Genomic DNA, 21,028 nt, shown 5'->3' with positions numbered 1-21,028 from the left:
TTCGTCGGTTAAAAATCCTCCCAATCGTCATCTGTGGGCGGAGGTGGCACCGCCAACGCGGTGTTGCCCGACACGCTGACCTGCTGAGGCGATTTGGGTCGGGCTGATTGCTGCGGCGCGGATGCTGTGGGCCCGGATGTTTCGGGGGAGGTTTCTGCCGCAGCCACTTTTTCTGCTGGCGACGTGCTATCGGCCCCCTCATCCGGAGCGGCCTCGCCAAGTTTGAATTGCCCCATTGCCGCGCCGAGTTCCATCGCTTCGCGTTCGAGAACCTGGCTCGCGGCGAGCGCTTCTTCGAACATGGCGGCGTTGTGCTGGGTGACCTGATCGAGCTGGGTCACGGCGGAGTTGATTTCGGTCAGGCCCGCGCTTTGCTCCTGCGTCGCATTTGCACTGTCCGCGACATAGGCGAGCAGATCGGAGACGGAGGACTGGATGCCACCAAGTGCATCTCCCGCTTGTCCGACGAGGCCGACGCCGCGCTTCACCTGCGCCGAGGAGTTCGCGATCAGTTCGGCGATTTCGCGTGCGGCATCCGAGGAGCGTTGCGCGAGTGCGCGCACTTCCGAGGCGACGACGGCGAAGCCGCGCCCGGCCTCGCCAGCGCGAGCGGCTTCCACCCCGGCATTCAGGGCGAGCAGGTTCGTCTGGAAGGCGATCTCGTCGATGACGCTGGTGATCCGGCTGATCTGCTCCGAGCTTTGCTCGATTTCCGACATGGCTTGCACGGCCTCTGACACGACATGGCCGCTTTGTTCGGCGCTGCGCCGGGCGGTCTCGACGAGGTCGTTGGCGCGACCGGCGGCGTGGGCGGCGGCCTCCACCGAGGCGGTGATCTCGTTGAGCGCAGCAGCTGTCTCTTCCAGCGTGGCGGCCTGCCGTTCGGTGCGTCGCGCCATATCGTCGGAGCTCGACGAGATCTGCCGCGCCTCGGTGCGGATCGATCCTGCATTGTCGAGCACTTTGCGCATCGCGCCCCGCAAATCACCGATCGCGCTGTTGAAATCGCTACGCAATGTCTTGTAATCGCCTTCGAATTCGGTGGTGATCTCGGCCATGAGATCCCCGGCAGAGAGCCCGGCCAAGGCCGATTTAAGCGTCTCCACGATGTTCTGTTGGGCGGCCATCATCGCGCTGCGCTCGGCCCGCCGGGCTTCGGCTTCCAGATGTTGTTGCGTTCGGTCGCTCGCAAGAACGCTGAACATGACCATCTTGCCGTCCGTGTCGAGGATCGGATTGACCGAGCCTTCGAGCCAGGCCTGACGGCCATCGGCGCAGCGCAGCACGAGCATGCCCGCAAAGGGCTGGGGGTCGCGCTGGAGGATTTCGCAGACTGGCTGCCCTTCGAAGGTGATCTGACCGGCGACGGACATTCCCTCCATCTTTGCGCGGGGCGCGCCAAAGACCTCGGCAAATGCGTCGTTGACCGTGTCGATCGTCACGTCAGGGCGCAGGTCGACCCGCAGCAGGTTGGCGCCGATCGCGGAAATCAGAGAGGCGTTTCGCTGTTCTTCGGTGATATTGCGCCATTGCGAGACATGGCCGATCTTCTCCCCCGCCTCGTCGATGACGGGGCTGACGAGGGCGAGAATCGCCCCGGTACGCATCCGTCCTTCGAGCGTGAGTGTGTCGCGCGCGCCATCGTCGAGGGCGGCGGCGGTCGTCGTGCCGGCCGGCAAGATGCGATCCGCGCGCGTCCCCAAGAGCTTGTCGGGATCGAAATCCGGGTTGTGGGAGCGGATTTCCGCGGCGAAGGGGCGCAGCAATTCCGCGGCCGCCTCATTGGCGAAGGTGATGACGTGGTCGTTGTTGGTAAGAATGATCGCGACCGTGGCGCTTTCGAGCGCGGCGCTATGCATCCGTGCGGCACGGTTATGCGATTCGGCGGTCGCGAGTTCGGACTGGAAGGTCCCCAGAGTGCGGGCGATCGCACCGATTTCGTCGCGGCGACCGATAGCCGGGATGTCCGTATCGAGTTGCCCCCGGGCCACGGAGCGCATCGCCTGCGTCACGCGGGTGAGGGGGCGGGTGATCAGCCAGCGCGCGCCCAGCATCACACCGCCGAGAATGCCCGCGAAAATCAAAGCGGTGAAAGCGAGGTTGCGGACCATGTCTTTGGCCGCTCGAGCGATGGCGGGGGCCGGACTCCAGCGCAGGGCGATCGCGGCGATCGGCGGATCCTCCGGAGAGATGCGCAGTGGAATTGCCTCGCTCAGCCCATCTGCCGAGATCGCCCTGTCGTTGGCCTCAAGCGCGCTTTGCGCCAGAGTGATAAGCGCGGGATCGGGCGCGCCCGCCTCGGTCATAACGGTGCCGCGTCTGTTGAGCGCGATTGCGGATTGGCCTGCACCGTCCGAGCCCGCGAGCACGTTTTCTAACTCATGCGTCGCATCCGCGATCCGCCCCGTGATCAGCGCATCCGTCACCGAATCGCCGAGCATCGGCAGGATCTGGTCGAGATGTGCCCGCGCCGCCTCATTGGCGCGACGATGGTTCGAATTGATCGTGAGCAGCGTCATCAGCGTCGCGAACACGAACCCCGCGATTGCGATCAGGATCAGCAATTTGAGCATCACGGTGTGCCAGGCGCTTGCACCAGCCTCGGATTTGGACATGTCCGCCTCATTTTTCCACACGGGCGCATTCCCGCAAAATCGCCGACACGCTACGTCCAGACCCTTTCCGTGCGATTAACACGCACCCGCCGAGGGCCAATATTTGCGCCGCGGCAGCACTTCGCGCAGGGTCAGCGCCCTTGAAGGTCCCCGATGCGGTCACTAAGACTTCTGTAAAGATCACACGCTATGAACAGCGTCGAACGACCAGGAAGGGCCGAGATGAAAGATCCCCACGAGTTTTACATGAACACGCTGGTGCCGATGGTGGTCGAGCAGACCTCGCGCGGCGAGCGTGCCTACGACATCTACTCGCGCCTGCTGAAAGAGCGCATCATCTTCCTGTCGGGGCCAGTCCATGACGGCATGTCGACCCTGATCTGCGCGCAGCTTCTCTTCCTCGAGGCCGAGAACCCGAAGAAAGAGATCGCGATGTATATCAACTCGCCGGGCGGCGTGGTGACGAGCGGTCTCTCGATCTACGACACGATGCAATACATCAAGCCGAAGGTCTCGACCCTGGTGATTGGGCAGGCGGCGTCGATGGGCTCGCTGCTGCTGACCGCGGGCGAAAAGGGAATGCGCTTCTCGCTGCCGAACTCCCGCGTCATGGTGCACCAGCCCTCGGGCGGTTATCAGGGGCAGGCGACCGATATCATGATCCACGCCCGCGAGACCGAGAAACTCAAGCGTCGCTTGAACGAAATCTACGTCAAGCACACCGGCAACGACTACGACACGATCGAGGCCGGTCTCGAGCGCGACAACTTCATGTCCGCTGAAGAAGCGAAGTCCTGGGGTCTGATCGACGAGATCCTCGAGAGCCGCGTCAGCGACGACGGAGAAAAGTGATCCTCCCGCTTAACTTCGGGGCGATTTTGACATTGAGGTGACGGTTGGCCTGTCCTAGTCTTGATGGGACAGGCCAATTCACGAAGCCCGGGGGCAGCCCGGGCAGCAGAGGTAAGAGATGGCGAACTCGAACGGCTCCGACAGCAAGAACACGCTCTACTGCTCGTTCTGCGGCAAAAGCCAGCATGAGGTCCGCAAGCTGATCGCGGGCCCGACCGTGTTCATCTGTGACGAATGCGTCGAGCTGTGCATGGACATCATCCGCGAGGAGACGAAATCGGCCGGGCTGAAATCCACCGATGGCGTGCCGACCCCGCGCGATATCTGCCAGGTGCTCGACGATTACGTGATCGGTCAGGAACATGCCAAGCGCGTGCTCTCGGTTGCGGTGCACAACCACTACAAGCGCCTCAATCACGGCACGAAGACCGACATCGAACTGGCGAAGTCGAACATCCTGCTGATCGGTCCGACGGGCTGCGGCAAGACGCTTCTCGCCCAGACGCTGGCGCGCATCCTCGATGTGCCCTTCACGATGGCGGATGCGACCACGCTGACCGAAGCCGGTTACGTGGGCGAGGATGTCGAGAATATCATCCTCAAGCTGCTTCAGGCCTCGGAATACAACGTCGAGCGGGCGCAGCGCGGCATCGTTTATATCGACGAGGTCGACAAGATCACCCGTAAGTCGGACAACCCGTCTATCACGCGCGACGTGTCGGGCGAGGGTGTGCAGCAGGCGCTGCTGAAGATCATGGAGGGCACCGTGGCCTCCGTGCCGCCGCAGGGCGGGCGCAAGCATCCGCAGCAGGAATTCCTGCAGGTCGACACGACGAATATCCTGTTCATCTGTGGCGGCGCCTTTGCCGGCCTCGACCGGATCATCGCGCAGCGCGGCAAGGGCTCGGCGATGGGCTTCGGCGCGGATGTTAAGGATAGCGAAGAGCGTAATATCGGCGAGCTGTTCAAGGAGCTCGAGCCCGAAGATCTGCTGAAATTCGGCCTGATCCCGGAATTCGTCGGTCGTCTGCCCGTCATCGCGACCCTCACCGATCTCGACGCCGAGGCGCTGGTGACCATCCTGACCGAGCCGAAGAACGCGCTGGTGAAACAGTATCAGCGTCTCTTCGAGATCGAGGGCGTGTCGCTGACCTTCACCGACGATGCGCTGACCGCGATCGCCAAGAAGGCGATCGAGCGGAAGACCGGTGCACGTGGCCTGCGTTCGATCATGGAAGACATCCTGCTCGACACGATGTTCGAACTGCCGGGCATGGAAGAGGTCGAAGAGGTCGTGGTCAACGAAGAGGCCGTGACCCAGAGCGACGCCAAGCCGCTGCTGATCTATGCTGAAGCCAAGAAAGAAGGCAAATCGGCGAGCTGATCGCGGTGCTGCCAAGGATTAGACAAGGGGCGAGCTTCGGCTCGCCCTTTTGTTTTTGTCATGTGCCTCACGTAGGCCGTGTTGCTGCGAAGAGACTTCGCTAAACCTCCCCTAGACAGGCGTGCGGGGGGCGAATGGCTCGTTGCGGACGGCCGCTCGACGATACGATTTCTGCACCGTGCTGTGCTGGAGGTACCAAATTCCGCCTCGTAGGCGCCCTGATCCCCGCACGGGCACTGGACCTCGACGCCCCAACGGATATAACAGGCGAGACGCATTGCGGAGGTTGCCCCATGAAGTTTCTGCTTCGAATTCTCACCTGGTGGAACGGCTCGACCGTCGGCACGCAACTTTTCACCGCGCGCAAGGGCGTGAAAGTTGGCGAGGACGAGCAAGGCAACATCTATTACCGCACCAAGGACGCCAAGCGCCGCTGGGTGATCTATAACGGTGAAAGCGAAGCGAGCCGCATCCCGCCGGACTGGCATGGCTGGATGCACTTCACCTATGACGAGCCGCCGACCGACAAGCCGCTGGCCCATAAGCCTTGGGAAAAGCCGCATGAGGCAAACCACACCGGCACCGAAGCGGCCTATGTGCCGCCGGGGTCGATTCGCCTCGCGCATCCGATCGAGCGCCGCGATTACGAGGCTTGGCAGCCCGAGTAAGGCCACCCCGCTATGAGCGAAAACCGCACCGAGATCATCACCGGCGCGATCGTGCTGGTCGTGGCCCTGGGCTTTCTGGTCTGGGCAGGGCGCGGCATGGGCATTGGCGCCGATGGCGGCTCTTACCCGCTGCACGCGTCGTTCCGGTCGATCGGGGGCGTCGTGCCCGGCACGGACGTGCGGCTTGCGGGCGTGAAGGTCGGGACGGTGACGAACGTCGCGCTCAACCCGAAGACTTTCTTCGCCGATACCACGATTTCGGTGAAAAACGGCGTCGCGCTGCCCGAGGATACGGTTATCGCGGTGACGCAAGACGGGCTCCTGGGCTCGAATTATATCGACTTGATCCCGGGCGGGGCGATCGACGACCTCAAGCCCGGCGATGAAATTCTCGACACGCAAAGCGCGGTCTCGATGCTGAACCTGATGCTGAAATTCGCAGGTGGCGGCAGTGGCGACGGCGCAGGGGAGGGGGCGCAATGATCCGCGCTTTGGTTTTGATCGCGGCGCTCGTTCCCGGGCTCGCTGCGGCGCAGGACTTCACGCAAACGACGCCGGATGACCAGATCCCGCAGGACGAGCCTGCGAAAGGGCTGGCCGACGGTACGGGCGCGATGCTCCGCGGGCTCGACAAGGTGTCGGGCATCGCCTCGGACATCAATCTGAATGTCGGTCAGAGCGTGAAATACGGGTTCATCAAGGTGACGCTGCGCGAATGCCGTTACCCGGCCGACGATCCGTCCTCGGATGCCTATGCCTATGTGACGGTGACCGAAGAGGACAAGCCGCAGCCTGATTTCTCAGGTTGGATGATCGCGTCCAGCCCCGCGCTCTCGGCGCTCGATCACCCGCGTTACGACGTCTGGGTCATCCGCTGTAAAAGCGACTGAGGCGCGGGGATCGCGCCTTTCGTGAAATCGCATTCCCGCGTCAGCGCCTGAGCCAGACGCGCGCGATATTCGATCCGGGTCACTTCGATCGCGCCCATCGAGGCCAGATGCGGCGTGATGTATTGCGTGTCGAGCAAGGTGAACCCCGTCTGGCGCAGCCGGTCCACCAGATAGGTCAGCGCCACTTTCGAGGCATTGGGCCGCCGCGAGAACATGCTCTCGCCGAAGAACGCGCCGCCCAATGTGATCCCGAAAATGCCGCCCGCGAGCTCGCCATCTTGCCAGACCTCCAGACTATGCGCGAAGCCCGCCGCATGGAGCTGATCGTAGAGCGTAAACAGCGGGCCGTTGATCCATGTCTCGTCCCGATCCGCGCAGCCTTCGACCACGCCCCGAAATGCGGCATTTGTTGAAATGCTGTAATCCCCGCGTCGGATCACCTTCGCCAGAGAGCGCGAAATGTGGAATTTGTCCAAGGGCACGATCCCGCGCAGAGCCGGGTCGAACCAATGCAATTGCGGATTGTCGCGGCTTTCGGCCATCGGAAAGATGCCCTGCGCATAGCCCGCCAAAAGTAGTTCCGCGCTCAACCTGTCCGTCATTATCTTGCCCGGTTTTCCCGTTACGCCTAGGCTCGCCAACAAGATGAACCAGAGCGGGGCCGAGCGCAAATATGGGTTTCTACGATTTCCTCCCCGAGATCGACCGATACGCCGAAGATCCCGGCACGGTGGAGCGGATGAACCTGCGCCACAAGATGATCATCAAGCCGCTGGAACAGGAGATCGCGGGCAAGCGCGTGCTCGATCTGGCGGCGCATGATGGCCGCTGGGCCTATGCTTTCGCGGCGGCAGGCGCCTCGGAAGTGGTGGGAATCGAAGGGCGGCAGGAGCTGATCGACCGCTTCGACCAATTTCCCCGCGCGCATCTGCGCGAGAAGGTGAAGCTGATCTGCGACGACATCTTCGACGGGATGCAGAAACTGATCGACGCGGGCGAGCGTTTCGACGTCGTGGGCGTCCTCGGTATTCTCTACCACGTCATGGACCATTTCCGGCTGTTCCAGCTGGTGCGCCAGCTCGGGCCGGAACTGGTGATCGTGGACAGCGAATTCGCGCAGCGCCCCGGCCCGGTGATCCTGTTGATGCGCGAGCGCACCGACAACGAACTGAACTCGATTCCGCAGATCGAGGGCCAGGAAAAGGCGTTGATCGGAATCCCGTCTTTCCCGGCGATGAGTGCGATGGCCGACGTGCTCGATTACGACTGCCACTGGCTGGACTGGGACCAGATCGGGCAGGGGCAACGCAGCCATATTGGCGACTACTATCGCCCTAAAGACAAAGAGAAAAAGCGCGGCACCTGCCTGCTGACCCCGAAATGAAAAACGCCCCCGAAACCGGGGGCGTTTTCGTAGATCTCGAACCGATCAGAGGTTCTTTTCGAGCCACCGTTCGAGCCAGTGGATCGAGTAGTTGCCGCTCTGGATGTCGGGCTCTTGCAGGAGCGCGTTGAACAGCGGCACGGTGGTGTCCACCCCGTCCACGATCAGCTCGCCAAGCGCGCGATGCAGACGCTGCAACGCCTCGTGGCGGTCGCGACCATGCACGATCAGCTTGCCGATCAGGCTGTCGTAATAGGGCGGGATCGAATAGCCGTCATAGAGCGCGCTATCCATCCGCACGCCAAGCCCGCCGGGTGCGTGGTAATGGGTGATCCGACCGGGGCAGGGCGCGAAGTTCGGCAGTTTCTCGGCATTGATCCGCACCTCGATCGCGTGGCCGCGGATCGAGAGCTTGTCCTGCTCGAATTCCATCGGCTCGCCGGCGGCGACCTTGATCTGCTGACGCACAAGATCGACGCCGAAGATCGCTTCGGTCACCGGATGTTCGACCTGAAGACGGGTGTTCATCTCGATGAAATAGAACTCGCCATCCTCGTAGAGGAACTCGATCGTGCCCGCACCGGAATAGCCCATCTCACCGATCGCGTCGGCGCAGATGCCGCCGATGCGCGCGCGCTCTTCGGGCGTGATCGAGGGGCCGGGGGCCTCTTCGAGCACCTTCTGGTGGCGGCGCTGGAGCGAGCAGTCGCGCTCGCCCAAATGGACGCCGCGGCCCTTGCCGTCGCCGAAGACCTGCACCTCGATATGGCGCGGCTTCTGCAGGTATTTCTCGATATAGACTTCGTCATTGCCGAAGGCGGCTTTTGCCTCGGAGCGCGCGGTGCGGAACGCGACCTCGAGCTCTTCTTCGGATTTCGCGACCTTCATCCCGCGGCCGCCGCCGCCGGCGGTGGCCTTGATGATGACGGGGTAGCCCATGTCACCGGCGATCTGCTTCGCGGCCTCGGTATCGGGCACGCCACCCGCAGAGCCCGGAACGACCGGAATGCCGAGGTTCTTCGCGGTTTCCTTCGCGGTGATCTTGTCGCCCATGATGCGGATATGGGCGGCCGACGGGCCGATGAAGGTGATGCCGTGATCCTCGAGCACCTGCACGAAGGCGGCATTCTCGGACAGGAACCCGTAGCCCGGGTGAATCGCCTGCGCGCCCGTGATCTCGCAGGCCGCGACGATGGCGGGCACCGAGAGATAGGATTGCGTCGAGGAATTCGGGCCGATGCAGACCGATTCATCAGCCATGCGCACATGCATCGCGTCCGAATCCGCCGTCGAATGGACCGCGACCGAGGCGATCCCCATCTCGCGGCAGGCACGGATCACGCGCAGCGCGATCTCGCCCCGGTTGGCGATCAGGATCTTGTCGAACATACCGGCCCCCTTATTCGACGATCATCAGGGTCGAACCGTATTCGACCGGCTGACCGTCATCGACGAGGATGCGCTTCACGGTGCCCGATTTCGGGGCGGGGATGTGGTTCATGGTTTTCATCGCTTCGACGATCATCAGCGTCTGGCCTTCCTTGACCTGATCGCCGACCTTCACGAAGGCCGATGCGCCCGGCTCGGGCGAGAGATAGGCGGTGCCCACCATGGGCGAGGCCACGGCGCCGGGATGATCGGCGGGGTCTTCGACGGGTGCAGCTTGCTCGGAGGCTGCGGATTGTGCCGCCGGGGCCGCTGCGGGCGCCGGAGCAGGGGCCGCTGCGGGCGCAGGCGCTGCAGCCTGTACGATGTTGGTCTGTTTCGACACCCGCACTTTCAGGCTGTCATCTTGCGCGTAATCGCGCGTCACGGCGATTTCCGTCAGCTCGTTCGAATTGAGCAGTTCGGCAAGGGCCTGAATGAAGGCCACGTCGTTGTCACGGGTATTTTTGGTCATGCGGTCCTCGAAGGGTGCTTTGAAATGGAGCCCATTCTGCGGGGCTCTTTGGTGCTGGAGGCGGTTATACGCGAGGTAACGCGCGGTGAAAAGCCGCATCGGCCGTCCTCGTGTCAGGGTTTCGCGATCTCGTGATTGCCCGATAATTGAGCACGGGTGGGGTAGAGGGCGCTGAACTACCGGGCAATCGGGCGGGAATTGGCGACCCGCCGCGCTGCGGCATATTTTACCACTTGATAAAATTCAATCCTGTGCGAGCGTAGGGAACAAGAAAAACTGACAGGGAGCCCGCAAGTGTCCAATAGCCAGCTCACCGAAGGGATCGCGCCAGCACGGCTCGACCCGGAAAGCTACTGCACCAATTTCGCCGATCACGCGCCGCCGCTGGGGACGCAAGAAGCCCGTATCGCGGCCGATCGCTGCTATTTCTGCTATGATGCGCCATGCATGGAGGCATGTCCGACCGCGATCGACATTCCGCTTTTCATCCGGCAAATCTCGACCGGAACGCCGGAAGCCGCGGCGAAGACGATCTTCGATCAGAACATCATGGGCGGCATGTGCGCCCGCGTCTGTCCGACCGAGAACCTCTGTGAAGGCTCCTGTGTCCGCATGGATTCGGAAGGCGAGCCGGTCGAGATTGGCGCGCTGCAGCGTTTCGCGACCGATACGTTGATGGCCAAGCAAAGCCACCCCTACACCCGCGCCGAGCGCACCGGAAAATCGGTGGCGGTCGTGGGCGCCGGGCCTGCGGGTCTCGCCTGTGCGCACCGTCTCGCGATGAAGGGCCACGAGGTCACCGTTTACGATGCGCGCTCGAAGCCGGGCGGGCTCAACGAATACGGCATCGCCAGCTACAAAACGCCGGGCGGATTCGCGCAGGCGGAAGTCGACTGGCTGATGCAGATCGGCGGCATCACCATCGTCGAGAACTGGCAGCTGGGCCGCGTCGGGGATGGCGATCTGGCCGAGCTGCTGGGCGATTACGATGCGGTCTTCCTCGGGATGGGGCTGTCGGGCGTGAACGCACTGCGCCTCGAGGGTGAGGACAAGGACGGCATCCGCCCCGCGACCGAGTTCATCGCGGAGCTGCGTCAGGCCTCCGATCTGGCCGAGCTGCCGATCGGGCGCGACGTGGTCGTGATCGGCGGCGGTATGACGGCGGTCGACGCGGCCGTGCAGTCGAAGCTGCTGGGCGCGCTCAACGTGACCCTCGTCTACCGTCGTTCGCGCGCCGAGATGCCCGCCAGCACGGTCGAGCAGGAGCACGCGCTCACCCATGGCGTGAACATCATCGAGAACGCCGCCCCCATCGCCATCCATGGCAACGGCGCGGTGCGTCAGGTCGAATTCGCCTACACGAAGAAAGGCGAGGGCGGTCTGGAGATGACCGAGGCGACCTTCAAGCTGTCCGCCGATCAGGTCTTCAAGGCGATCGGTCAGACGCTGGGCGACATGCCTCCGAAGGTCGAAGTCGCGGGCGGCAAGATCAAGGTCGACGGCGCTGGCCGCACCTCGGTCGAACGGGTCTGGGCGGGGGGCGATTGCACCCATGCCGGCGAAGACCTGACCGTGACCGCGGTCGCGCAGGGGCGCGATGCGGCTGAAGAAATCCACCAATTCCTGATGGAGGGCTAAGAGATGGCCGATCTGACTTCTGAATTCATCGGTATCAAATCCCCCAACCCGTTCTGGCTCGCCTCCGCGCCGCCGACGGACAAGGAATACAATGTCCGCCGCGCTTTTGAAGCCGGTTGGGGTGGGGTCGTGTGGAAGACGCTGGGCTCGGAAGGCCCGCCCGTCGTCAACGTCAATGGCCCGCGGTATGGCGCGATCTATGGCGCGGATCGCCGTCTGCTCGGCCTCAACAATATCGAGCTGATCACCGACCGTCCGCTGCAGACCAACCTGCGCGAGATCAAGGCGGTCAAGCAGGACTACCCGGACCGCGCGATCATCGTCTCGCTGATGGTGCCTTGTGACGAGGAGAGCTGGAAGGCGATCCTGCCGCTGGTCGAGGAAACCGGTGCCGACGGGATCGAGCTGAACTTCGGCTGCCCGCATGGCATGGCCGAGCGCGGCATGGGCTCTGCGGTGGGGCAGGTGCCTGAATATATCGAGATGGTCACCCGCTGGTGTAAGCAATATTGCAGCCTGCCGGTGATCGTGAAACTCACGCCCAACATCACCGATATCCGCCGCCCGGCGGAGGCCGCCAAGCGCGGCGGTGCGGATGCGGTTTCGCTGATCAACACGATCAACTCGATCACCTCGGTCGATCTGGACGATTTCGCGCCGGAGCCGACGATCGACGGCAAGGGCACCCATGGCGGCTATTGCGGTCCGGCGGTGAAGCCGATCGCGCTGAACATGGTGGCCGAGATCGCCCGCGATCCCGAAACGGCCGGTCTGCCGATCTCGGGTATCGGCGGTGTGACGACCTGGCGCGATGCGGCAGAGTTCATGGCGCTCGGGGCTGGCAATGTGCAGGTCTGCACCGCGGCGATGACCTATGGCTTCAAGGTCGTGCAGGAAATGATCTCGGGCCTGAGCGATTACATGGATCGCAAGGGCTTCACCTCGACCTCCGAACTGGTGGGTCGCGCGGTGCCGAACGTGACCGATTGGCAGTATCTGAACCTCAACTACGTCACCAAGGCCGAGATCAATCAGGACGATTGCATCAAATGCGGTCGCTGCTATGCCGCCTGCGAGGACACCTCGCACCAGGCGATCGCGGTGACCGAAGATCGAGTCTACTCGGTCAAGGACGAGGAATGCGTGGCGTGTAACCTCTGCGTTGAAGTCTGCCCGGTCGAGTGCATCACGATGCGCAAGATGGACAAGGGCGAGGTGGATCCGCGCACCGGCGAGACGGTCGGCGACTACGCCAACTGGACGAGTCATCCCAACAACCCCTCGGCTGCGACGGCAGCCGAGTAAGGGCAGGGGTCTAGCGGGTCACGTCGAGGTTCGGCGCGATCTGCGGGGCCACCTGAGACCATCCCTCCTGCGACGCGCCGCTCCGATGATCGGAGGGCGCGTCGTTTTTATCTTCCGCCTGCGGCGCATGCTCGGCGCGCGCCTCCTTGGCGGTGTCGGGCGCTTTGGCCTCCGAACGCTCCTTCGTCAATGTGTCGGCAGTTTGGATTGTGTCGGTGGGCTGCACGGGCTCCGGGGCCGGGGTGTCCGAGGTGTGCACGAGGTCCGGCGCAGCCCAGAGCGCGGCGGCCTGTGCCTCGAGCGGGGTGACCTCGAATGTCGGGATCGGGCCGGTCAAGGCATCGGGATCGGGACGTGCGTCCCCATCGCGTCTGCCAAGTGTACGGGACGGTTGGCTTGCATCCTTCGTGCCCCGATCCTGCCCTTCCTCCTTCAACGCGCTGGCGCCGCGTGCCGCGCGCGCTTCCAGGGCGCGCACCTGCTGCGCGCGATCCTGCGACGTTTGGGTGTCTACATTCGCGCCGAGGCCGCCATTGGTATTGGCCGCATTCGCCGCCGCCTCCACCGTGCTGGCAGGCGCTGTCTTCGGGGCCGCCACCGTCAACAGAGGCGACCACCCGACCTGAGGCATCAACCCCGAAATCCGGTCCATCCCGAGCTCCATATTCCTGCGCCCCCACGCATCCTCAGACTGCGCCGGGGGCGTTACCGGACCGTTAAGATCAGGCAGAAACTTCGGGGATAGTTACGGAAGGCTTAACCGCTCACGGCGCGAGCAGCCGCGCGAATAGCATATCGAGGAACGGCGCGGCCCCTTCGATCGGGTCCTTGCCCGGGCCGAGCACCGCACGCACCTGCGTATCGAAATCGGCGTAATGCTGCGTGAGCGCCCAGATCGAGAAGATCAGATGATGCGGATCGACCGGCGCAAGACGCCCCTCGGCGATCCAGCCCTCGATCACCTTGGCCTTCTCGTCCACCAAGGTCTTGAGATCAGTGGACAATCCCGCGCCCATCCGGGGCGCGCCCTGCAAGACCTCGTTGGCAAACAGGCGGCTTTCGCGCGGCATCTCGCGGCTCATCTCGAGCTTGCGGCGCATGTAGCGCATGATTTCCTCGCGCGGCTCGCCCGCAGGGTCAATCGCGCGCAGCGGCGCGAGCCAGATATCGAGAAGGCCTTCCAGCAGCGCCGCGTGGATCGCCTCTTTCGAGGGGAAGTAATAGAGAACGTTCGGCTTGCTCAACCCAGCTTCCGCCGCGATCTGGTCGAGCGTCGCGCCGCGGAACCCATGCGCGGAGAACACGTCCAGCGCCGCCTCGAGAATCTTGCCGCGATTGACCTTTTGTATCCGGGTCAGCGGGCGCTTGCCGTCGTCGTCGCTGGTGAAGTCGCGCGGGTCGAGGTCGTCTGCCAAATATTCGTCTCCCAGTTCGTGTTTTATGTTAACCGAAGCGTTGCTGCGGGATCAATCGCTACGGGGCAGCAGAGTGCGCTTTTAGAGCGCATTGAAGGCCGCTTGACTGGTTCCTAAGCTGTGCTAGCGTGAGTCTGACCGTTCGGTCAAACTAGACAATCCGGCCGCGTCTCGACCCGGCCGCCCGACCGGAGTTTTTCCATGGCGCTCGACCGCAAGTCCCCCAACGATCTCAACGCTTTCTGGATGCCTTTCACGGCGAACCGCCAGTTCAAGAAGAACCCGCGCATGTTCGTGGGCGCGAAGGATATGCATTACACCACCTCGGATGGGCGTCAGGTGCTCGACGGCACGGCCGGTCTGTGGTGCTGCAACGCGGGCCATTGCCGCCCGAAGATCACCGAGGCGATCCAGAAACAGGCCGCCGAGCTTGATTACGCGCCCGCCTTCCAGATGGGCCACCCGATCGCGTTCGAGCTGGCCAACCGTATCCTCGACATCGCGCCCGACGAGATGGCACATGTCTTCTACACCAATTCCGGCTCGGAATCGGTCGAGACCGCGCTGAAGCTCGCCATCGGCTATCACCGTGCGCGCGGCGACGGCGCTCGCACCCGTTTGATCGGTCGCGAGCGCGGCTATCATGGCGTGAACTTCGGCGGTATTTCGGTGGGCGGTATCGTCACCAACCGCAAGACCTTCGGTCCGCTCGTGCCGGGCGTCGATCACCTGCCGCACACCCATCTGCCCGAGGAGAACCGCTGGTCGAAAGGCTGCCCCGAGCATGGCGCGCATCTGGCCGACGACCTCGAGCGCATCATCGCGCTGCATGGCGCCGAGACCATCGCCGCCGTCATCGTGGAGCCGGTCGCGGGGTCGACCGGCGTGCTGTTGCCGCCGAAAGGCTACCTGCAGAAGCTGCGCGACATCACCAAGAAGCACGGCATCCTGCTGATCTTCGACGAGGTGATCACCGGTTTCGGGCGCACGGGCGCGGCCTTCGCCGCCGAGAAATACGGTGTCGTGCCGGATATGATGACCACCGCGAAGGGCCTCACCAACGGGGTGATCCCGATGGGCGCAGTGCTGGCGACGGCTGAGGTTCACGACGCCTTCATGAACGGCCCCGAGCACATGATCGAGCTGTTCCACGGCTACACCTATTCGGGCAACCCGATCGCCGCCGCCGCCGGGATCGCGACGATCGAGACCTATCGCGAAGAGGGCCTGTTCGAGCGGGCCGCCGAGCTTGCCCCCTATTGGGAAGAGGCACTGCATTCGCTCAAGGGCGTGCGCAACGTGATCGACATCCGCAACGAGGGTCTGATCGGTGCGGTCGAGCTGGAGCCGATCGCGGGCGAACCCACGAAGCGGGCCTTCTCGGCCTTCCTGAAGGCCTACGACAAAGGCATCCTGATCCGGACCACCGGCGACATCATCGCGATGAGCCCGCCGCTGATCATCTCGAAAGAGCAGATCGACGAGCTGGTCGGTACGCTCAAAGAGGTGCTCGAAGAGGTCGAGTGAACGGGCCTCGGGCTGAGATGACAAGACGGTCGCGCAGGGATTGCGCGGCCGTTTTTTGCTGAGTGGTGCTTGAGGGCGCGGGGCGACCAGCCCCGGGCCGCGCCCGACCTCCCCCCGGGAGGGCGAATTGGCGATGTCGTCGCGGGCATATCTGTCTTGCGGGCTTGCGAGATTAAGTGCCTGGCCACAGGTGACGCGACGCGCCCACCCGAGGTCGGGCGCCGCACTTGCCGCTCCTCCTCAATACGGGTTCTTCGCCCCGCGATCCTCGGACAGCGATTGCTGCGAGCGCTCCACGATCATCTCGATCGCATCGGCCAGATGCTCCTCACCGATCGCCTTGTCGCCGCGCGCGACCCGGATGCGATGCGCCTCGATCATCACCTCGGCATGGGACGATCCGCGCGGCGGCTCGAACTTGTAGGTCGCCAGTTCGATCAGCAGCCCCAGCGGATCCTTGAAATAGATCGAATCCATGAAGCCGCGATCCTTCACGCCGGAATGCGCGATCCCACGTGCATCGAGCCGCGCCACGACCTGCCGATGCGTCGCCATCGAGACATTGAAGGCGAGGTGGTGCACGCAGCCCGGATCGGTGGGCGTGCGGTCATGGACGGGCTTGCGGCTCTCATTGGTGAAAACGGTGATCAGCCGCCCGTCGCCCGGGTCGAAATAGAGATGCCCCTCATCGGCATTGTCCAGATTGGGTTGGTCGAAGATGAACGGCATCCCGAGCAGCCCTTCCCAGAAATCGATCGAGCTCTGCCGGTCCGCCCCGGTCAGCGTGATGTGATGGACGCCCTGCACCTGCATCTTGCGCATGTCTTTCTCCCTATCTCTCTTGCGACCAAGTTAACTCATGCTGTGCGCAGGTCTAGAAACAGGATCTGTGCAGTGCCGCGCGAAACCCCGCCGAGCACCGTTTCGCCAAATTGTGCGACCTTGTGGCGGCGGGGGCGGGGACTATGTTGCACAATGATGCTTGGAGACCCGCGATGCTGCGCCTGACCTTTGTCCTTGCCCTGATCTGCCCGCTGCCCGCCATGGCAGAACTGGTGCCCTGCGAGACCTCCATTCGCGGCAAGACCTATTCCTACGTCTATGACGCGGAGAACGCGGCGCTGAAGGAAAGCCGGTCGCTGCGCGAGAAGCTGTTTGGCGAGAAAGGGGAGGTGACCTGCCCGGCGCTGGTCACTCTGCGCGCCCTGACACCCGAGATGGATGACGAAAGCCGCGCCCCGTTCTGTCTGCAATGGGACAAGGAGGCCAAGACCTATCTGGGCTACGACCGGGGCGAGCGCGACGCCTACGGGCTCTGCCGCAAACCGTCGAAGAGCATCTGCGAGCGCATCAAGGGCACCGCGAAGGCCGCTGGCGATCTGCGCGATGAGGCCGAAAGCGCCGTGGGCGATGCGGCGAGCAAGGTTCTGGGCAAGAAAATCGGCGGCATGATCGTCTCCGATCAGGCCGGAAACCTGCAAAAGAAGCTGCGCGATGCCGGGCTTGGCGTGCTGGCGGGGGCCTCGACCCCTGCGCTCGCGGCCACGGCGGTGGTCGTGGGCGGTGCGATTTACGTGTGTTCGGATACCGGCGCGGAGGCGGTGGGCCTGGAGGCCGATCCGGTCGAGCCGATCTCGGACGGAAAGGAGCTTCTGGGCGCGAAACTGCCCGACACGCATCTGCCCGCGGGCGTGGCCGGGGCACCGATGCGCCCGGTCGAGACCGAGACGCTGCCGGAAGAGTCGGAGGCATCGGAGGCGGCTTCGCAAGCCCCGGCGGCGGATGCAAAATCGGATGTCGCCCCCGTCGGCGCGCCGAATATCACCGCCGACCCAGCGGCGAATTGAGCAATCAGCTCACGCCGATGCCGCGCAGCACGATGCTTTTCACGCAGGTCTTCGCCTCTTCCCACTGAGCGTCGCTCAGCGGCGCGCCGCCGTTCAGCGTCTCGATCTGATGCGAGAAATCGGCGTAGTGCTGGGTGGTGGCCCAGAGCATGTAGAGCAGGTGATGCGGGTCGACCTCGGCCATTTTGCCTTCCGCGATCCAGCGCCTGATGATCACCGCGCGGCCCTCGGTCCAGTCGCGCAGCGTCGTCTCCAGATAATCCTGAATCACCGGCGCGCCATGCATCACCTCTGACGCCCAGACCTTCGAGCCGTTCGGGTGATTGCGCGAAATCTCCATTTTGGCGTCGATATAGGCACCTATGCCCTCGGCCGGTCCGCTGGCCTCGTCGAACACATCCGCCGCTTCCAGCCAGATGTTGAAGATACGCTCCACGACCCGGCGATAGAGCGACTCTTTCGTCTCGAAATAGTAATGGAGATTGGCTTTCGGGAGCCCGGCCACATCCGCGATCAGCTGCATCGTGGCACCGCCGAATCCGGCCTCCGCGAAGACCCTCTCGGCGGCTTTCAGGATCGATTCCTCGGTGGCGCGCCGCGCCTCGGCACGGCTTCCCCGGCTGGCTTGCCCATTTTTTGTGCGCTTGCCGCTCTCATTATCTTTCATTCAAAATACGTCCTGATTTTTGTTGACCGAATGGTCAGACCGTGGCCCACTCAACCTGACCATACGGTCAGAAAAAGATTCGTCGCAAGAGGGGATAACCCCCACGCAGCCGACAGGGAGTTATGAAATGTCAGCACCCGGAGAAAACCTCCGCATCAATCCCGATCGCCTTTGGGACAGTCTCATGGAGATGGCCAAGATCGGTCCCGGCGTCGCCGGGGGCAATAATCGCCAGACCCTCACCGATGCGGATGCCGAAGGCCGCGCGCTGTTCCAGAAATGGTGCGAAGACGCCGGCATGACGATGGGCGTCGACACGATGGGCAACATGTTCGCGACCCGCGCGGGCGAAGACCCCGATGCGCTGCCGGTCTATATGGGCAGCCACCTCGACACGCAGCCCACGGGCGGCAAATACGACGGTGTCCTCGGTGTGCTCGGCGCGCTGGAGGCGGTGCGCTCGATGAACGATCTCGGCATCAAGACCAAGCACCCGATCGTCGTGACCAATTGGACCAACGAAGAGGGCACGCGCTTCGCCCCGGCGATGCTGGCCTCGGGTGTGTTCGCGGGTATCCACACGCAGGACTGGGCCTACGATCGCGAAGATGCGGAAGGCAAGAAGTTCGGCGACGAGCTGAAGCGTGTCGGCTGGGTCGGCGACGAAGAGGTCGGTGCGCGCAAGATGCATGCGATGTTCGAGTTGCATATCGAGCAGGGCCCGATCCTCGAAGCCGAAGGCAAGGATATCGGCGTCGTCACCCACGGGCAGGGCCTCAGCTGGACCCAGGTGACGATCACCGGCAAGGATGCGCATACCGGCTCCACCCCGATGCCGATGCGCAAGAATGCGGGTCTCGGCATGGCGCGCGTGCTGGAACTGGTCGACGAGATCGCCTGGTCGCACAAGCCCCATGCGGTGGGCGCGGCTGGCCATATCGACATCTACCCGAATTCGCGTAACGTGATCCCCGGCAAAGCCGTGTTCACCGTCGATTTCCGCTCGCCCGATCTGAGCGTGATCGAGGATATGGAAAAACGACTGCGCGAGGGAGCGAAGAAGATCTGCGACGAGATGGGCCTTGAGGTGGAGTTCGAGAAGACTGGCGGCTTCGACCCGGTCACCTTCGATCCGACCTGCGTGAGCGCCGTGCGCAGCGCCGCCGAGCGTCTGGGCTATTCGCATCGCGACATCATCTCGGGCGCGGGCCACGATGCCTGCTGGATCAACGCGGTTGCGCCGACGGCGATGGTGATGTGCCCCTGCGTCGACGGGCTGAGCCATAACGAGGCCGAGGATATTTCCAAGGACTGGGCAGGCGCGGGCGCCGATGTGCTGTTCCACGCCGTGCTGGAAACCGCGGAAATCGTAAGCTGATACGGGCGGAGGAGGGGGCGCTGCCCCCTCGGCGCTAAGCGCCTCACCCCCGGGATATTTGAACCAAATCGAAGGCGGAAGACCTTCGTGGGAGGTAAACAATGACCAAAGTCATCAAGAACGGAACCATCGTCACCGCGGATCTGACCTACAAGGCGGATGTGCTGATCGACAGCGGGAAGATCATCGAGATCGGCCCGAACCTGAAAGGCGATGAAGAGATCGACGCGACCGGCTGCTACGTGATGCCGGGCGGGATCGATCCGCATACCCACCTGGAGATGCCCTTCATGGGCACCTATTCCAGCGACGATTTCGAATCCGGCACCCGTGCCGCGCTGGCCGGCGGCACCACGATGGTCGTCGATTTCGCGCTGCCTGCGCCGGGCGAGGGCCTGCTGGAAGCGCTCAAGCGCTGGGACAACAAATCGACCCGCGCGCATTGCGACTATTCTTTCCACATGGCGATCACCTGGTGGAGCGAGCAGGTCTTCAACGAGATGAAGCAAGTGACCGAGCGAGGCATCAACACCTTTAAGCACTTCATGGCCTATAAGGGCGCGCTGATGGTGAACGATGACGAGCTCTATTCGAGCTTCAAGCGCTGCGCCGAGCTGGGCGCGATCCCGCTGGTCCATGCCGAGAATGGCGATGTCGTCGCGGAGCTGTCGGCGAAGCTGCTGGCCGATGGCAATAATGGCCCCGAGGGACACGCTTATTCGCGCCCGCCGCAGGTCGAGGGCGAGGCTACCAACCGCGCGATCATGATCGCCGATATGGCGGGCGTGCCGCTTTATGTCGTGCACACCTCCTGCGAGGAAAGCCACGAAGCGATCCGCCGCGCCAAGATGCAGGGCAAGCGCGTCTGGGGCGAGCCGCTGATCCAGCACCTCACGCTCGATGAGTCCGAGTATTTCGACAAGGATTGGGACCACGCCGCACGTCGCGTGATGTCGCCGCCCTTCCGCAACAAGCAGCATCAGGACAGCCTCTGGGCCGGTCTCGCCTCGGGCTCTCTCTCGGTCGTCGCGACCGATCACTGCGCCTTCTCGACCGAACAGAAGCGCTATGGCGTGGGCGATTTCACCAAGATCCCGAACGGCACCGGCGGTCTGGAAGACCGGATGCCGATGCTCTGGACCTATGGGGTCGAGACCGGCCGGATCACGATGAACGAATTTGTGGCGGTGACCTCGACCAACATCGCGAAGATCCTCAACGTCTATCCGAAGAAGGGCGCGGTTCTGGTCGGTGCGGATGCCGATCTCGTGGTCTGGGACCCGGAAGCGACCAAGACGATCTCGGCCAAGACCCAGCAATCTGCCATCGATTACAACGTGTTCGAGGGCAAAGAGGTCAAGGGCCTGCCGCGCTACACTCTCAGCCGCGGTGTCGTTGCCTGGGCCGATGGCAAGATCCAGACGCCCGAGGGCCACGGCGAATTCGTCGCCCGCGATCCGGGCATGCCGGTGACCAAGGCTCTGTCCACCTGGAAAGAGCTCACCGCGCCGCGTCCGGTCGAACGCAGCGGTATCCCGGCGACCGGGGTATAAAGCGC

General features: G+C 63.5%; 20 protein-coding genes. 12 read left to right on the top strand and 8 right to left on the bottom strand.

Annotated features, from left to right (window positions below):
- Nucleotides 1-8: 8 nt before the first annotated feature.
- Nucleotides 9-2,615 (bottom strand): methyl-accepting chemotaxis protein, encoded by a 2,607-nt coding sequence (locus tag BMI91_RS02680; protein ID WP_078603871.1) that lies wholly within the window; start codon nucleotides 2,613-2,615, stop codon nucleotides 9-11.
- Nucleotides 2,616-2,837: 222 nt separating this feature from the next.
- Here BMI91_RS02680 and BMI91_RS02675 point away from each other — a divergent pair, with 222 nt between their 5' ends.
- The 5 genes from BMI91_RS02675 to BMI91_RS02655 all read left to right on the top strand — a co-directional run bounded on the left by BMI91_RS02675 (nucleotide 2,838) and on the right by BMI91_RS02655 (nucleotide 6,409).
- A complete protein-coding gene (locus BMI91_RS02675; protein WP_078519545.1) occupies nucleotides 2,838-3,467 on the top strand; it encodes an ATP-dependent Clp protease proteolytic subunit in 630 nt (209 codons plus the stop codon).
- 118 nt (nucleotides 3,468-3,585) lie between these two features.
- The gene (gene clpX / locus BMI91_RS02670; protein WP_078519544.1) at nucleotides 3,586-4,851 is read left to right on the top strand and encodes an ATP-dependent Clp protease ATP-binding subunit ClpX; all 1,266 of its coding nucleotides are present in this window, start codon (nucleotides 3,586-3,588) and stop codon (nucleotides 4,849-4,851) included.
- 293 nt (nucleotides 4,852-5,144) lie between these two features.
- Nucleotides 5,145-5,519 (top strand): NADH:ubiquinone oxidoreductase subunit NDUFA12, encoded by a 375-nt coding sequence (locus BMI91_RS02665; protein WP_078603870.1) that lies wholly within the window; start codon nucleotides 5,145-5,147, stop codon nucleotides 5,517-5,519.
- A 12-nt stretch (nucleotides 5,520-5,531) separates the two neighbouring features.
- Nucleotides 5,532-6,002: an outer membrane lipid asymmetry maintenance protein MlaD gene (gene mlaD, locus BMI91_RS02660; RefSeq protein ID WP_078519541.1), complete on the top strand. Its 471-nt coding sequence runs from the start codon at nucleotides 5,532-5,534 to the stop codon at nucleotides 6,000-6,002.
- Nucleotides 5,999-6,409, top strand: a complete 411-nt coding sequence (locus BMI91_RS02655) for a DUF2155 domain-containing protein (protein ID WP_078519540.1) — start codon at nucleotides 5,999-6,001, stop codon at nucleotides 6,407-6,409. Before mlaD ends, BMI91_RS02655 begins: the two co-directional genes overlap by 4 nt.
- Here BMI91_RS02655 and aat read toward each other — a convergent pair.
- Entirely contained in the window at nucleotides 6,373-7,011 is a 639-nt protein-coding gene (gene aat, locus BMI91_RS02650; protein ID WP_078603869.1) for a leucyl/phenylalanyl-tRNA--protein transferase, read from the bottom strand. The two genes, BMI91_RS02655 and aat, sit on opposite strands and share 37 nt — an antisense overlap.
- 71 nt (nucleotides 7,012-7,082) lie before the next feature.
- Between aat and BMI91_RS02645 the strand changes: the two genes are divergently transcribed.
- Nucleotides 7,083-7,793 (top strand): DUF1698 domain-containing protein, encoded by a 711-nt coding sequence (locus tag BMI91_RS02645; protein ID WP_078569370.1) that lies wholly within the window; start codon nucleotides 7,083-7,085, stop codon nucleotides 7,791-7,793.
- 45 nt (nucleotides 7,794-7,838) lie between these two features.
- On the opposite strand, the gene accC is transcribed toward BMI91_RS02645, so the two are convergent.
- Both accC and accB read right to left on the bottom strand, forming a co-directional pair.
- A complete protein-coding gene (accC, locus tag BMI91_RS02640; protein WP_078603868.1) occupies nucleotides 7,839-9,182 on the bottom strand; it encodes an acetyl-CoA carboxylase biotin carboxylase subunit in 1,344 nt (447 codons plus the stop codon).
- 10 nt (nucleotides 9,183-9,192) lie between these two features.
- Nucleotides 9,193-9,693, bottom strand: coding sequence for an acetyl-CoA carboxylase biotin carboxyl carrier protein (gene accB, locus BMI91_RS02635; RefSeq protein ID WP_078540411.1), 501 nt, complete (start codon nucleotides 9,691-9,693; stop codon nucleotides 9,193-9,195).
- Nucleotides 9,694-9,987: 294 nt separating this feature from the next.
- Here accB and BMI91_RS02630 point away from each other — a divergent pair, with 294 nt between their 5' ends.
- Together BMI91_RS02630 and preA are read left to right on the top strand one after the other, a co-directional pair.
- Entirely contained in the window at nucleotides 9,988-11,331 is a 1,344-nt protein-coding gene (locus tag BMI91_RS02630; protein ID WP_078603867.1) for an NAD(P)-dependent oxidoreductase, read from the top strand.
- 3 nt (nucleotides 11,332-11,334) lie between these two features.
- Nucleotides 11,335-12,636, top strand: coding sequence for an NAD-dependent dihydropyrimidine dehydrogenase subunit PreA (gene preA / locus BMI91_RS02625; protein ID WP_078519535.1), 1,302 nt, complete (start codon nucleotides 11,335-11,337; stop codon nucleotides 12,634-12,636).
- Nucleotides 12,637-12,646: 10 nt separating this feature from the next.
- On the opposite strand, the gene BMI91_RS02620 is transcribed toward preA, so the two are convergent.
- Nucleotides 12,647-13,288, bottom strand: coding sequence for a hypothetical protein (locus BMI91_RS02620; RefSeq protein WP_078603866.1), 642 nt, complete (start codon nucleotides 13,286-13,288; stop codon nucleotides 12,647-12,649).
- A 112-nt stretch (nucleotides 13,289-13,400) separates the two neighbouring features.
- Nucleotides 13,401-14,051: a TetR family transcriptional regulator C-terminal domain-containing protein gene (locus tag BMI91_RS02615; protein WP_176535974.1), complete on the bottom strand. Its 651-nt coding sequence runs from the start codon at nucleotides 14,049-14,051 to the stop codon at nucleotides 13,401-13,403.
- Nucleotides 14,052-14,252: 201 nt separating this feature from the next.
- On the opposite strand from BMI91_RS02615, the gene aptA reads away from it, so the two are divergent.
- Complete coding sequence (aptA, locus tag BMI91_RS02610; protein ID WP_078599381.1) at nucleotides 14,253-15,578, top strand: omega-aminotransferase AptA; 1,326 nt, start codon at nucleotides 14,253-14,255, stop codon at nucleotides 15,576-15,578.
- A 240-nt stretch (nucleotides 15,579-15,818) separates the two neighbouring features.
- Here the strand turns inward: aptA and BMI91_RS02605 are convergent, their stop codons facing one another.
- Nucleotides 15,819-16,400, bottom strand: a complete 582-nt coding sequence (locus BMI91_RS02605) for a VOC family protein (RefSeq protein ID WP_078519532.1) — start codon at nucleotides 16,398-16,400, stop codon at nucleotides 15,819-15,821.
- Nucleotides 16,401-16,573: 173 nt separating this feature from the next.
- Here BMI91_RS02605 and BMI91_RS02600 point away from each other — a divergent pair, with 173 nt between their 5' ends.
- Nucleotides 16,574-17,425, top strand: coding sequence for a hypothetical protein (locus BMI91_RS02600; RefSeq protein WP_078603865.1), 852 nt, complete (start codon nucleotides 16,574-16,576; stop codon nucleotides 17,423-17,425).
- Between the two features lie 4 nt (nucleotides 17,426-17,429).
- On the opposite strand, the gene BMI91_RS02595 is transcribed toward BMI91_RS02600, so the two are convergent.
- Nucleotides 17,430-18,092, bottom strand: coding sequence for a TetR/AcrR family transcriptional regulator (locus tag BMI91_RS02595; protein WP_078546449.1), 663 nt, complete (start codon nucleotides 18,090-18,092; stop codon nucleotides 17,430-17,432).
- A 127-nt stretch (nucleotides 18,093-18,219) separates the two neighbouring features.
- Here BMI91_RS02595 and BMI91_RS02590 point away from each other — a divergent pair, with 127 nt between their 5' ends.
- The gene (locus BMI91_RS02590) at nucleotides 18,220-19,470 is read left to right on the top strand and encodes a Zn-dependent hydrolase (RefSeq protein WP_078603864.1); all 1,251 of its coding nucleotides are present in this window, start codon (nucleotides 18,220-18,222) and stop codon (nucleotides 19,468-19,470) included.
- Between the two features lie 101 nt (nucleotides 19,471-19,571).
- Complete coding sequence (gene hydA, locus BMI91_RS02585) at nucleotides 19,572-21,023, top strand: dihydropyrimidinase (RefSeq protein WP_078539617.1); 1,452 nt, start codon at nucleotides 19,572-19,574, stop codon at nucleotides 21,021-21,023.
- Nucleotides 21,024-21,028: the final 5 nt, after the last annotated feature.

It is taken from the genome of Thioclava sediminum, from assembly GCF_002020355.1.
In the GTDB taxonomy this organism is placed as follows: Bacteria; Pseudomonadota; Alphaproteobacteria; order Rhodobacterales; family Rhodobacteraceae; genus Thioclava; species Thioclava sediminum.
This window is presented reverse-complemented; position numbering and strand designations above follow the sequence as displayed.